10 protein-coding genes are annotated in these 12,869 nt (G+C 61.7%); 4 read left to right on the top strand and 6 right to left on the bottom strand.

Annotated elements, in window-relative coordinates:
- Position 1: 1 nt before the first annotated feature.
- Entirely contained in the window at positions 2-403 is a 402-nt protein-coding gene (locus IV89_RS08955) for a DUF2177 family protein (RefSeq protein WP_037944261.1), read from the top strand.
- A gap of 76 nt (positions 404-479) precedes the next feature.
- Here the strand turns inward: IV89_RS08955 and IV89_RS08950 are convergent, their stop codons facing one another.
- The gene (locus IV89_RS08950) at positions 480-1,043 is read right to left on the bottom strand and encodes a pseudouridine synthase (protein WP_037944262.1); all 564 of its coding nucleotides are present in this window, start codon (positions 1,041-1,043) and stop codon (positions 480-482) included.
- Positions 1,040-3,508 carry a penicillin acylase family protein gene (locus IV89_RS08945; RefSeq protein ID WP_009824597.1) on the bottom strand — a complete coding sequence of 823 codons (2,469 nt, stop codon included), beginning with the start codon at positions 3,506-3,508 and terminating at the stop codon, positions 1,040-1,042. Before IV89_RS08945 ends, IV89_RS08950 begins: the two co-directional genes overlap by 4 nt.
- 98 nt (positions 3,509-3,606) lie before the next feature.
- Between IV89_RS08945 and IV89_RS08940 the strand changes: the two genes are divergently transcribed.
- Positions 3,607-4,479 carry an NAD(P)-dependent oxidoreductase gene (locus tag IV89_RS08940; RefSeq protein WP_037944263.1) on the top strand — a complete coding sequence of 291 codons (873 nt, stop codon included), beginning with the start codon at positions 3,607-3,609 and terminating at the stop codon, positions 4,477-4,479.
- Between the two features lie 45 nt (positions 4,480-4,524).
- Here the strand turns inward: IV89_RS08940 and IV89_RS08935 are convergent, their stop codons facing one another.
- Positions 4,525-5,091: a YSC84-related protein gene (locus IV89_RS08935; RefSeq protein ID WP_005853509.1), complete on the bottom strand. Its 567-nt coding sequence runs from the start codon at positions 5,089-5,091 to the stop codon at positions 4,525-4,527.
- Between the two features lie 143 nt (positions 5,092-5,234).
- Positions 5,235-6,233 carry a porphobilinogen synthase gene (gene hemB / locus IV89_RS08930; RefSeq protein WP_037944264.1) on the bottom strand — a complete coding sequence of 333 codons (999 nt, stop codon included), beginning with the start codon at positions 6,231-6,233 and terminating at the stop codon, positions 5,235-5,237.
- 153 nt (positions 6,234-6,386) lie between these two features.
- On the opposite strand from hemB, the gene IV89_RS08925 reads away from it, so the two are divergent.
- Together IV89_RS08925 and mfd are read left to right on the top strand one after the other, a co-directional pair.
- Entirely contained in the window at positions 6,387-6,914 is a 528-nt protein-coding gene (locus IV89_RS08925) for a hypothetical protein (RefSeq protein ID WP_005853514.1), read from the top strand.
- Between the two features lie 31 nt (positions 6,915-6,945).
- Entirely contained in the window at positions 6,946-10,434 is a 3,489-nt protein-coding gene (gene mfd, locus IV89_RS08920; protein ID WP_037944265.1) for a transcription-repair coupling factor, read from the top strand.
- A gap of 51 nt (positions 10,435-10,485) precedes the next feature.
- Here mfd and IV89_RS08915 read toward each other — a convergent pair whose 3' ends face one another.
- Together IV89_RS08915 and IV89_RS08910 are read right to left on the bottom strand one after the other, a co-directional pair.
- On the bottom strand, positions 10,486-11,307 hold the full coding sequence (locus IV89_RS08915; RefSeq protein ID WP_037944266.1) for a DUF533 domain-containing protein: 822 nt from the start codon (positions 11,305-11,307) through the stop codon (positions 10,486-10,488).
- Positions 11,308-11,448: 141 nt separating this feature from the next.
- The gene (locus IV89_RS08910) at positions 11,449-12,861 is read right to left on the bottom strand and encodes a protein adenylyltransferase SelO (protein WP_037944267.1); all 1,413 of its coding nucleotides are present in this window, start codon (positions 12,859-12,861) and stop codon (positions 11,449-11,451) included.
- Positions 12,862-12,869: the final 8 nt, after the last annotated feature.

The following is a 12,869-nucleotide window of genomic DNA, read 5'->3' as shown; positions in this document are numbered from 1 at the left end:
GATGACTTTGATTATTCTTTATGTACTGACATTCGCGATCTTTCTGGGGCTCGACTTTCTGGGCCTGAGCTATCTGATCAAACCGGTTTTCAGCCGCGATATCGGCCCCTTGCTGCTAGACCAGTTCCGGCTGCTGCCCGCCTTTGTCTTCTATGCCTTCTATATTGCTGTGCTGCTGTATTTCGTCAGCTGGCCCGCGGTGGCACAGGATAAATCCTTGCTGTGGGTCTTTGGCAATGCGGCGCTGATCGGGGCCTTGGGGTATGGCACCTATGAGTTCACCAACCTCGCGACGTTGAAAGACTGGACACCGCAGATGGTGGCGACGGATTTCTCTTGGGGGGTGGTGCTGACCGGGACCTCTGCCACGTTGGGGGTCTGGGGCACGCGGGTATTTTCCTGACGGTTCAGGCGTCGGGGAAAAGGGGGGCCAGCCCCCCGGCCTTTGGCCGCCCCCCGGGATATTGGGCCATTTGGAATTAGCGGCCAAGCTCGGATGAGAAGCGCCATGCGCCGGGTTGGAGCTTGTGTAATTCCCAGTCGCCGACGCGCGCGCGGATCAGGCGGAGTGTTGGCAGGCCGACATGGGCCGTCATGCGCCGCACCTGACGGTTGCGACCTTCGGTGATCGTGATCTCGAGCCAGGCATCAGGGACGGATTTGCGAAACCGCACTGGCGGGTCGCGGTCCCACAGAGGGTCGGGCGGGTCCATCAGCCGCGCCTTGGCGGGGGCGGTCTTGCCGTCTTTGAGCGTGACACCGCTGCGCAAAGCGGCGAGGGCTTGTTCATCCGGCGTGCCTTCGACCTGCACCCAATAGGTTTTGGCCAGTTTATATTTCGGATGCGAGATACGGGCTTGCAGCGGGCCGCTGTCGGTCAGCACCATCAGCCCTTCGCTGTCGCGGTCCAGCCGTCCGGCGGGGTAGAAGCCTTTTTCATCGATATAGGCCGACAGGGTCGGGCGCGGCGAGCCTTCGGTGCCCTTGTCGGTAAATTGGGACAAGACGCCAAAGGGTTTGTTGAAAAGGATCACGCGGTTCATTCTGCCTCCGGTATCAGCTTGGTGATGCCGACGGGGGCGGCGCGGGCGAGCTCTTCGTCCAGCGACATGGGGATGTATTCGCCGCGCCGCCAGAGCTGTGCCAGATCGTCGTAGTGATGCGACAGGAAGTGGCCCGATTGGCCCGTCGAGGTGATGAACACCGATGAATCCGGATCGGCGAAGTCATAAACCCCGCGGAAGCCTGCGCCGTGGACATTGGCGAAAGGGTCCGGCCCCGTGCCACGGGTGCGGCCACGCAGCAAAGTGTTGTCACCGCCCGAGGTCGATTGGCGGATGTTCATGAAGTAGCGCAACACGGGGACTTCGCCCAAGGTCTGGTGGTCGTGGGTGGCTTGGTGTGCGTCGCCCCACCGCAGGGATTCCAGCTGGGTGCCCCATGTCTCGTTGATCCAGATCAGCGCATCGTCCAGCGCCATGCGGGCCATGTCGGGGCAGGTCTCTTTCGGGGCGGATTGCAGCACGTCGCACCATGCGGCCGCACCGTCCACATCGCGGAAAACACGTTCGATGAACAGCGGATCGACATGATCGAATTCCTCCGCCAGGGCCCCCAGCTCGTCCTGGATCAGCCGTTGCTGCAAGGCGCGCAGCCAGGCGGCATAGATCAACGGTTCGGGCAGATGTTCGTTCATCTCGCCCGACCAGCCGGCAAGCAGGGTCAGCGCGCGTTGGCGTTGGCGCTCAGACGTGCCTTCGGGCGCGGTTTCGCCGGTGAACCAAAGCTCGGCCCCGATCAGCGGTAGCAGAGAGCGTGCGGTGAAGCTGACCGTATCCAGCTGCGCCTCGATAAAGCTGTCGCGCGTGTGCACCTGACGGCGCTGCATCAGATTGCGCCACCGTTGGATGCGTTGCGTATCGCCCCAAAGGAAGGACACGTGGTTGGGGAAGGGGCGGTCCACCGTCTTGTTGTTGGTATTGCCGATAATCCCGCCGCGGGGCGACAGGAATTCGGGGTTTGCGCTATAGGGCAGGCGGCCCTGCCAGCGGTTCGCGGCGATCCAGCCCGGTGTGGGCATGCGCCCCTGGCTTTGATGCGCGGCGTCGCGGGCGGGCAGCGCGCCGATGGTTTTCATCGCGATGGTATTCACATCCACCAGCGTCAGGTTTTGCGACGGCGCGATATAGGCCTCGCCCGCGGTGATCCCTTCCTCGACGGTCTTGGCCTCCATCAGCTGCATGGCCGCGGCGATCGAGGTATCGGCGGGGTCCAGCGCGGTCCAGTTCAGCGCGGCGACATGACCGGGCGGGGTGATCGCGGCAAGGTTATAGTGGCTGCCGGGAAGCACCGGCCCATTGTCGGTCCAGCGCAGGGTCAGGGTGATCGGATCGGCATCCTTGACCGTGATGATCGACGCGCGTTTGGCGAATTTCTTGAACCCGTCGGGGGTGCGGTATTCCTCGCTGTTGTCGGGGTTCAGCTCTTCGATATAGACGTCCTGATCGTCGGCATAGGACGAGGTGATCCCCCAGCCAAGCGCGCTGCTGCGCCCTGTCAGCACCACGGGGATACCGGGGATCGTGCCGCCGATGACACCGCCCGATTGCAACTCGAGCCGCGCGAGGTACCAGATGGTCGGCGCGGTGAAGCCCAGATGCGGGTCATTGGCGATCAGCGTCCCGCCCGAGGCAGAGCGATCCCGTGCGGCAGCCCAAGCGTTGGAGGCACCTGCCAGATCAAAAGATTTGAACGGCGACAGCGGCGAGGGATCAAGCGGGATATTGGCAGCGAACTGCGGCAGGCCGGGGGCCAGCTGCGCATATTCGGGCAGGGCGGCGATACCACTGCCGGGGGCGTCAGGCAGGATATCGGACAGGCGCTTTTGATCGGGCAGCGCCAGCGAGGTGCGGGCGCGCTTGACCTCGGCATCCAGATGCCCCGACAGCTGCAAGGCCATCAACTTGACCAGCGCGACGGAATCCGCGGCGCGCCAGGGGGCGACAGGGGCATCAAACAGCAGCATTTCGGGGGCACCGCGACCCAGGGCTTCGGTGTTGATCTGATCCAGCCGGGCATTCACCCCGGCGGCATAGGCATCCAGCGCTGCGCGGGTCTTGGGGTCGAGCGCCTGAAGCGATTGCACCGACAAGGTATAAAGATCAAAGCGGCGCAGCAGGCGGTCGATACGGACGGTCGTGGTGCCGAAAACCTCGGACAGGCGGCCTTGGACTGTGCGGCGCATGGTGATCATCTGCCACAGACGGTCCTGCGCATGGGCAAAGCCCAGCCCGTAGAACACATCTTGGTCACTTTCCCCGAAGATATGCGGCACATTGGCGTTGTCGCGCACGATCTCCACCTCGGCCCCGAGGTTGGGCACGCGGACCGTATCGTCGTAGTCTGGCAGCGACCGCGAGGCCAGCCAATAGGCACCGCCGACACCAATCACCGCCAGCACCACCAAGAGCGTTGCAATTCGCATCAGCCACCGAAAAACCACTGCCATGTCACGCTCCTGGGTATATCTACGCGCGATTGACCAATGCGCGCAGGGTGATAGGTTCCTCTCAGGCAATAGCGCAACTGAATGACAAGGAAAAGACGATGGCAAAGCTCGCATTTTTGGGATTGGGCGTGATGGGCGCGCCAATGGCCGCGCATCTGCAAAAAGCGGGGCATGACGTGACCGTGTACAACCGCACCACAGAGAAGGCGCGCGCTTGGGCAGAAACCCACGGTGGCAAGATGGCAGAGACGCCCAAAGCCGCCGCTGAAGGAGCAGAAATCGTTTTTTCCTGCGTCGGCAATGATGACGATCTGCGCTCCGTCTGCGTTGGCGACGACGGCGCTTTTGCCGGAATGGGCGAGGGCACCATTTTTGTCGATCACACCACGGTGTCGGCCGCGGTGACGCGCGAATTGCACGCGGCGGCGGATGCGCGCCAGATCAGCTTTGTCGATGCGCCGATTTCCGGCGGGCAGGCGGGGGCAGAGAATGGCCAGCTGTCCATCATGTGCGGTGGCGATTCCGGTGCTTTTGATCGCGCGCTGCCCGTGATGGAGGTTTACGCCAAGATCTGCCGTCGCCTTGGCGACAGTGGTGCCGGCCAGATGACCAAGATGTGCAACCAGATTGCCATTGCCGGTCTGGTGCAGGGCCTGAGCGAGGCGCTGCATTTCGCCCAGAAGGCCGGATTGGACGGGCGCGATGTGGTCGAGGTGATCAGCCAGGGTGCTGCAGGCAGCTGGCAGATGGCCAACCGCTACGAAACAATGCTGGACGATAAATTCGACCACGGGTTTGCCGTGGACTGGATGCGCAAGGATCTGGGGATTTGTCTGGACACCGGCAACGAGATCGACGCGAGCCTGCCTGTCACGGCGCTGGTCGATCAATTCTATAAGGATGTGCAGAAAATGGGGGGCGGACGTTGGGATACATCGGCGCTGTTCAAACGTCTGAACGCCTTGGGTTAAGCCCAAAGCTGCCCGATCCGCGATGGTGCGGATCGGGCGTTTTGCTCAAGGAATGATGCGCGAATATTTCGTGCCTTCAAGCGTGGCACCGATACGCAGACCGGCGCGGCCAAAGACGGCGGCCAGCACGGGGGCAAGCACGGTTGTGGTATCCGCTTCGACGCTTTCACCACGATCCGAGATGACATATTCCAGATCGGCACCCGCAGCCCAACCGGGGGAGCGGCGGAAATCGCTGAGCGCGGCTTCAGTCATGAAGAACAGCACATGCGCATATTGCTGCGCCCCGATCTGCAAGCCGCCCGTCGCCTTGGTGACCGAGTAATAGTCCACGGTTACATTATTCACCCGCAGCGCACCACGGCCATAGGCACCGCCAAAGCCAAGGCCGGCCTCGGTCACCAGCGGCATGATCAGCATACCGTTGGATTTTTCCGCCAGTTGCCGCGTGTTGGGGAAGCTGCGGTACATCGCGTTGAGCGTCGCATCAACGCGGGCGTCGATCATCCCGCTGCCACGGCTGCCGACACCGTTGCCACATGCCGCAACGGCACCCGCGCTTGCAATCGCACCCAAAGCGAAAGCCCGGCGCGAGAAAGTGTTGTTTGTCATAGTCTTCTGCCTGTAATTGCCTGTGCCGGTTCATCCGGTTTCTGCGCGATCTTATGCTCAAAACCCGCGGGTGTCACGAATTTAGGGCTTGAATCGGCGGTGATCTGCCACAAGTGGCGTGTTATTTGCGCATCGAAGCCGCGTTATCCGTTCATCAACCGCGCCACGGCGGGGGCAAAATAGGTCAAGACCCCGTCACAGCCCGCACGTTTGAACCCCATCAGGCTTTCCATCATCACGCGGTCTTCGTCGATCCAGCCATTCTGGGCGGCGGCTTTCACCATGCTGTATTCACCCGAGACCTGATAGGCAAAGGTCGGCGCCCCAAAGCCGGATTTCACGCGGTGGCAGATATCAAGATACGGCATGCCGGGTTTGACCATGACCATATCGGCCCCTTCGCGCAGATCACGCTCGATCAGGCGGATCGCCTCGTTGCTGTTGGCGTAATCCATCTGATAGGTCTTCTTGTCGCCGGTCAGCGCCCCCGAGGCCCCGACAGCATCGCGGAACGGGCCATAGAAGGCCGAGGCGTATTTCGCCGCGTAGCTCATGATCATCACCTCGGAATGGCTTGCCCCTTCAAGGCCCGCGCGGATCGCGGCGATGCGCCCGTCCATCATATCGGACGGCCCGATGATATCGGCCCCCGCGTCGGCCTGCGCCAGCGCCATCTTGACCAATGCCTCGACCGTGCGGTCGTTGACGATGATCCCGTCTTCGACAAAGCCGTCATGGCCGTTGATATTATAGGTGTCCAGCGCGACATCGGTCATGAGGACCATATCGGGCACCGCCTCGCGGATCGCGCGAAGGGCGCGGTTGGCGTTGTTTTCAGGATCCCAGGCGCCGGCGCAATCCTCTGTCCGGTCCTCGATACCGGTATAGGGGAAGATACACATCGCCCCGATCCCCAGATCAGAAGCCTCGCGCGCGGCATCGACCAGCTTGTCAACGCTGCGCCGATAGACGCCGGGCATGGAGGGGACGGGCTCTTCCACGCCCTCACCGCTGCGCACGAACACCGGCCAGATCAGATCTCCCAAAGACAGCGCATTTTCACGAACCAATGCGCGGACGCCCTCGGATTGACGGGTGCGGCGCAGGCGGGTGGCGGGAAAGGGGGCTTGTTGGGGTCTCATGCAAAAATACCTCAGATGCTATCGGGCAAGGCTTGCCACGTATTTTTGCACGGCTCAAGGCTAGGAATTTCGCGAACGCGCCGCTATGACAGGCAGACGATTGTAGGGCAGCACGTCTGAACACAATGATTTCACTTCAAAGATGAGCGCACCTTGACCCTCTATCAGACAATTTTCGAAGTCATCGACATGCGGTCGTTTTCCAACCTGTGGTACTGGATCGCCGTTGCGGTGATCTGGTCTTCTGCCAGCCATTGGGTCTTGGGCGTGCCCTTTGATATGGTGCTGCGCGCGCGGCGCAACGGTGAACAGGCGCTGGTCGACCTGGAGGATATGGCACGCATCAACGTGAACCGTATTCTATATATCACCCAAGTGTCCGGCATCTGGATTTTGGGGTTCACCTGCTTTTTCATGACGATGCTCTTTACGCTGGCGGTTTTCTATCGGTTCGAATTCGCCCAGGCCGTACTGTTGCTGGCCTTTCCGCTGTGTCTGGTAGGGGTGCTGAGCGTTTCGACCGCGCAGCAGATCCGCGAGGATTCCGGCACCGGCGACCGCCTGATCAAACGGCTGAACCGTCACCGTCTTTATACCCAGATCATCGGGATGATTTCGATTTTCATCACATCGATGTGGGGCATGTACCAAAACCTTTATACAGGTCCGTTTGGCGGTTGAAAAAACCGCGATCGGATACAGGTAGCTGCTGATGTCAGAGAAATCCCAAATCACGCTGTCCGGCGTTCCCGAAGGTTTTGACGCACAGGCGGTGCTGAACGAACTGGGCAAAAACGGCACACCGGTGTTGCATATTGCCCGCGATGACAAACGCATGGCGGCAATGCAGGCGGCGCTGCGCTTTTTCGCGCCGGATGTGCCTGTGGTCGTCTTCCCCGGATGGGATTGCCTGCCCTATGACCGCGTGTCGCCCAATGCCGATATCTCGGCGCAGCGGATGGCGACGCTGGCGGGACTGGTGCATGGAATGCCGGACCGTTTTATCCTGCTGACCACGCTGAACGCCGCGACCCAGCGGGTGCCTGCGCGCGATGTGCTGCGCGATGCCGCGTTTTCGGCCCGTGTGGGCGACCGGATAGACGAGGCAGCCTTGCGCGGGTTCCTTGTCCGCATGGGCTTTGTCCAGAGCCCGACGGTGACCGAGCCGGGCGACTACGCGATCCGCGGCGGCATCATCGACATTTTCCCGCCCGGTGATCTTGGCCCCGTGCGGCTGGACCTCTTTGGCGATACGCTGGACGGGGCGCGCCGCTTTGATCCGGTGACGCAGCGCACCACAGAAAAGCTGGAGCTCGTGGAGCTTGCCCCCGTCAGCGAAGTCATCCTTGACGAAAGCGCTATCACCCGTTTCCGCCAGAACTACCGGATCGAATTCGGGGCCGCGGGCACCGATGATCCGCTATACGAAGCGATCAGCGCAGGGCGCAAGCATCAGGGCGCGGAACACTGGATGTCGTTCTTTCACGAGACGCTCGAGACCTTGTTCGACTATGTGCCGCAGGCAACGATCACGCTCGACGACCAACTGACCGCGCAACGTCTGTCACGGTGGGAGAGTATCGCGGATCAATACGAAACCCGCAGGCTGGCGATGGCGAACCGGTCGAAGATGGACAGCGTCTATAAGCCCGCACCGCCCGAGGGGCTGTACCTGACCGACACCGCGTGGGAAACCGCGCTGACCGGTAAACGCGTGATCAGTTTCAAGCCGCTCCCACAGCCAACGGGTCCGAATGTGCTGGATGCGGGTGGACGCTTGGGGCGCAACTTCGCGCCCGAGCGGCAACAGGAAACTGTCAGCCTTTTCGGTGCCTTGGCCGCACATATTAAAGCAAAACTTCAAGAAGGGCCGGTGGTCATCGCCAGCTATTCAGACGGCGCGCGCGAACGGCTGACCGGCCTGATCGAAGACGAAGGCATGGGCGAGACCATCGCCATCAAGAACGGCACCCGCATCGGCAAACGCGGGCTGCATCTGGCGGTTTGGGCGTTGGAACACGGGTTCGAAGCCCCGTGGGAAAGCGGCAGCAGCGCGTCGAAACTGACTGTCATCTCTGAACAAGACATCCTTGGCGACCGCTTGATCCGCGCGCCGAAACGTAAACGGCGGGCCGAGAATTTCTTGACCGAGACACAATCGCTGAGCCCCGGCGATCTGGTCGTGCATGTGGATCATGGTGTCGGTCGCTATCTGGGGATGGAGGTGGTGACCGCCGCCGGTGCCGCCCATGAATGTCTGCTGCTGGAATACGCCGAAAGCTCGAAGCTCTATCTGCCGGTCGAGAATATCGAACTGCTGTCGCGCTATGGTCATGACGAGGGGCTGCTTGACAAGCTTGGCGGTGGCGCGTGGCAGTCCAAGAAAGCCAAGCTCAAGGAACGCATCCGCGAGATGGCGGACAAGCTGATCCGCATCGCCGCCGAACGTGCGCTGCGCAAAGCGCCTGTCATGGATCCGCCCCCCGGCATGTGGGACGCGTTTTCCGCGCGCTTCCCCTATACCGAGACCGACGACCAGTTGAATGCCATCTCGGATGTGCTGGATGATCTGACCAGCGGCAACCCGATGGACCGGCTGATCTGCGGCGACGTAGGCTTTGGCAAGACAGAGGTCGCCATGCGCGCCGCCTTTGTCGCGGCCATGTCAGGGCTGCAGGTGGCGATTGTTGCGCCGACAACCCTGCTGGCACGTCAACACTATAAATCCTTCGCCGAACGCTTCCGTGGATTCCCGCTTGAGGTGCGTCAGCTATCGCGTTTTGTCACCGCGAAAGAGGCCACAGCCACGCGCGACGGCATCAATCGCGGCACTGTCGATGTGGTCGTCGGCACCCATGCGCTGCTGGCAAAGACGGTCAAGTTCAAGAACCTCGGCCTGCTGATTATTGATGAAGAACAACACTTTGGCGTGGGTCACAAAGAACGTCTGAAGGCGATGCGCACGGATATTCACGTGCTGACCCTGACCGCTACGCCGATCCCGCGTACCCTGCAGCTTAGCCTGACCGGTGTGCGCGACCTGTCGATCATCGGCACGCCCCCTGTCGACCGTCTGGCCATCCGCACCTATGTCAGCGAATTTGATGCCGTCACCCTGCGCGAGGCGCTGTTGCGCGAACATTATCGCGGCGGGCAGTCCTTCTATGTTGTGCCCCGCATCACCGATCTGCCCGAAATCGAAGCGTTCCTGAAAGAGCAACTGCCCGAGCTGACGTATCTTGTTGCCCACGGGCAGATGGCCGCCGGAGAGCTCGACGACCGGATGAACGCCTTTTACGACGGGAAATATGACATCCTGCTGGCCACGACGATTGTGGAATCCGGTCTGGATATCCCGACCGCCAACACGATGATCGTGCACCGTGCCGATATGTTTGGTCTGGCACAGCTCTATCAGATCAGGGGTAGGGTGGGCCGATCAAAAACCCGCGCCTATGCCTATCTGACGACCAAACCCCGTGCCAAGCTGACGGCCACGGCAGAGAAGCGTTTGCGGGTGTTGGGCAGTCTCGACACGCTTGGGGCAGGCTTTACGCTGGCGTCGCAGGATCTGGATATTCGCGGTGCGGGCAACCTGCTGGGCGAGGAACAATCCGGCCAGATGCGCGACGTGGGGTTCGAGCTTTATCAATCCATGCTGGAAGACGCGATTGCCAAGATCAAGTCGGGCGAGCTGGAAGGCGTCATCGACGACGATGGGCAGTGGGCACCACAGATCAATCTGGGCGTGCCGGTGCTGATCCCCGAGGATTACGTGCCTGATCTGGATGTGCGGCTTGGGCTCTACCGTCGCCTGTCGGAACTGACCACCAAGGTCGAGCTGGAAGGCTTTGCCGCCGAGCTGATCGACCGTTTCGGCAAGCTGCCGAAAGAGGTGAACACACTGATGCTGGTCGTGCGGATCAAGGCGATGTGTAAACGCGCCGGTATTGCCAAGCTGGATGGCGGGCCCAAGGGCGTCACGATCCAGTTTCACAACGACAAATTCGCCTCGCCCGAGGGGTTGGTCACCTTCATTCAAGACCAACGCGGGCTGGCAAAGGTCAAAGAGAACAAGATCGTCGTCAAGCGCGACTGGAAAACCGATTCCGACAAGATCAAAGGGGCCTTTGCCATCGCCCGTGATCTGGCAGAGCATGTAATCGCCAAGGAAAAGAAGGCCAAGAAAGCAAAAGCCTGACCCGTTTCGGGGTCAGGCTTTCACAACCGTCTGTGGTCAGGCCGCGCCGCTTTAGGTGTAAAGCGACGGCACCCCCATCTGCGCGTGGATCTCGTTCACCGCGGCGGGTTGCATCCCATAGGCGCTGGCCAGCTTGTGCAGATATTGCGCCTCTTCCTGCGTATCCAGATCAATCGCCAGCAGCGACATTGCGTAGATTTGCGGGCCCATGCCATCGGGGGTCTGAGCGACCAGCGCGTCGACATCCACAGGGGCTTCCATCTGGCCTTGCACGAATGCGGCCTCGTCGGCATCCACGTCGCCCAGATGGTTCAGCAGCTTTTCACGCTCGGACTCATCAAAAGTGCCGTCGGATTTCGCGGCCTGGATCATCGCGGCGATCATCAGCGCGGCGGTGGCCTCCTGATCGCGCGAGGGGGTGATTTCGGGGGCAGGGTTGCTGTCGAATTGCGAGTTCAGCACCGCGCCAAAGTCTGCCTCTGGCCGTTCGGGGGCTTTTTGGCTCGAACCGCCCAGGCTGGACAGCAAGCCACCCGCACCGGCGGCACCGGCAAGCCCACCCAGCAGCCCGCCAAGGCCGCCTGAACTGCCAGACGTGCTGGTGCCTGTGCCGCCACCAAGCTGGTTCAGCAAACCGCCCAAGCCGACGCTGCTGGCCCCGGACGATCCCCCCATCAGACCGCCCAGCATATCCTGCAGATTACCGCCCGAGCCGCCGGTGCCGCCGCCGGTCAGACCGCCCAGCAATCCACCCAGTCCGCCGCCGCTGCTGGCGCTGCCGGTCGTGGATTTATTCTTGTTCATCATGGCGCTGGCCCCTTTGGCCACAGCCACGCCGATCGCCACTTTGGCCAATGTTTTCATCAAGCTCATTATCGATAATCCTTTTGGGTCAAATCGCCTGCAAGTCTGTTGCAGTTTACTGTGCAAAACAACCAAAAGATCGCGGGGGTTCCCGCTTGTCGACGTGCTTGACGGTGGGACAACGGGTGGCACCTGCCACCCGCTGGCCGTTCAGGTGCCGCAGAAGGTGGCCGGCACGATTTCCTGCGTCGTCGGCGCGCGGTGCAGATCGGCGTCGGTTTCGCGGTACGGGCGGGCAAGCGCTGTCATCAGCCGGTGGAACGGGTCCATATCACCGGCAACGGCGGCGTTGATCATCGCCTCTATGCGGTGGTTGCGCGGGATCACGGCGGGGTTGGCGGCATCCATGACCGATTTAGGGTCAGGCTCGGCCGCGATGCGCTGCTGCCAAGCGTCGCGCCAGTTGGCAAAGGCCGCGCGGTCGGTGAACTGGCCGGCGGCATCATCGCCTGACAGCGCGCGGAACGCATTGGTAAAATCCGCGCCATCCGTTTGCATCAGCGACAACAGCGCATCGATCAGCGCAGTATCTTCAGCCTTGGGCGTCGTGATCCCGATCTTGGCAGCAAAGCGTCTCAGCCAGGCTTGCTCGATCAACGCGGGCATGGCGTGCACGATCTCTGTCGCCTCGGCCACGCCGCTTTCGGGATCATCAAGCTGCTGCAACAACGAGGTTGCAAGCTGCGCCATATTCCACACGACGATCTGCGGCTGATTGGCATAGGCATAGCGCCCCTGACGGTCGATGGAGCTGAACACACGGTTGGGGTGGAACGCATCCATGAAGGCGCAGGGGCCGTAATCAATCGTCTCGCCCGAGATGGCGCAATTATCGGTGTTCATCACCCCGTGAATAAAGCCCACAGACATCCACGCCGCGACCAGATCCGCCTGTGCTGCGCAGACCGCGCGCAGCAGGCCCAAGGGCCCGTCCGCCTGCGGGTAGTGCCGCTGGATCGCATAGTCGGTGAGGCGGCGCAGATTTTCAACCTCGCCCCGATGGGCAAAGACCTGAAACGTCCCCACACGCAGATGGCTTGCGGCGACGCGGGTCAGCACGGCACCGGGCAGGGCGGTTTCGCGAAAGACATCCTCGCCACTTTGCACAGCGGCCAAGGCGCGGGTGGTGGGGATGCCAAGGGCGTGCATCGCCTCGGACACCACATATTCGCGCAAGACCGGCCCAAGCCAGGCGCGCCCGTCGCCACCACGGGAATAGGGCGTGCACCCTGATCCTTTCAACTGGATATCGCGGCGCTGGCCCTTTGCATCCAGCACCTCGCCCAAGAGGATCGCGCGACCATCGCCAAGCTGCGGGTTGTAATTCCCGAACTGATGCCCCGCATAAAGCTGCGCCAGCGGGTCGGCACCGGCGGGCAGTTCGTTCCCGCTGAAGATAAAGGCCAGATCCTCGGTCGATCCGTGGGTGATCCCCAGCGTCTTGGCCAGCGGCGCGTTGAAAGCCAGCAGTTTGGGGTCGGCCACCGGCGTAGGCGTGGTGCGGGTGAAAAAGCCATCGGGCAAGGCCGCGTAGCTGTTATCGAAGGGGGCTGATAATGTCATAGGGCAGA

Source organism: Sulfitobacter sp. CB2047 (assembly GCF_000735125.2).
Classification (GTDB): domain Bacteria; phylum Pseudomonadota; class Alphaproteobacteria; order Rhodobacterales; family Rhodobacteraceae; genus Sulfitobacter; species Sulfitobacter pontiacus.
Note: the sequence above shows the minus strand (reverse complement) of the source record. Positions and strands in the feature narration are given on the sequence as shown.

What these genes read in the sequence shown, in the direction of transcription:
- IV89_RS08955 (WP_037944261.1), top strand. Translation starts at nt 2, where the DNA reads ATGACTTTGATTATTCTTTATGTACTGACATTCGCGATCTTTCTGGGG.
- IV89_RS08950 (WP_037944262.1), bottom strand. Translation starts at nt 1,043, where the DNA reads ATGAACCGCGTGATCCTTTTCAACAAACCCTTTGGCGTCTTGTCCCAA.
- IV89_RS08945 (WP_009824597.1), bottom strand. Translation starts at nt 3,508, where the DNA reads ATGGCAGTGGTTTTTCGGTGGCTGATGCGAATTGCAACGCTCTTGGTG.
- IV89_RS08940 (WP_037944263.1), top strand. Translation starts at nt 3,607, where the DNA reads ATGGCAAAGCTCGCATTTTTGGGATTGGGCGTGATGGGCGCGCCAATG.
- IV89_RS08935 (WP_005853509.1), bottom strand. Translation starts at nt 5,091, where the DNA reads ATGACAAACAACACTTTCTCGCGCCGGGCTTTCGCTTTGGGTGCGATT.
- hemB (WP_037944264.1), bottom strand. Translation starts at nt 6,233, where the DNA reads ATGAGACCCCAACAAGCCCCCTTTCCCGCCACCCGCCTGCGCCGCACC.
- mfd (WP_037944265.1), top strand. Translation starts at nt 6,946, where the DNA reads ATGTCAGAGAAATCCCAAATCACGCTGTCCGGCGTTCCCGAAGGTTTT.
- IV89_RS08915 (WP_037944266.1), bottom strand. Translation starts at nt 11,307, where the DNA reads ATGAGCTTGATGAAAACATTGGCCAAAGTGGCGATCGGCGTGGCTGTG.
- IV89_RS08910 (WP_037944267.1), bottom strand. Translation starts at nt 12,861, where the DNA reads ATGACATTATCAGCCCCCTTCGATAACAGCTACGCGGCCTTGCCCGAT.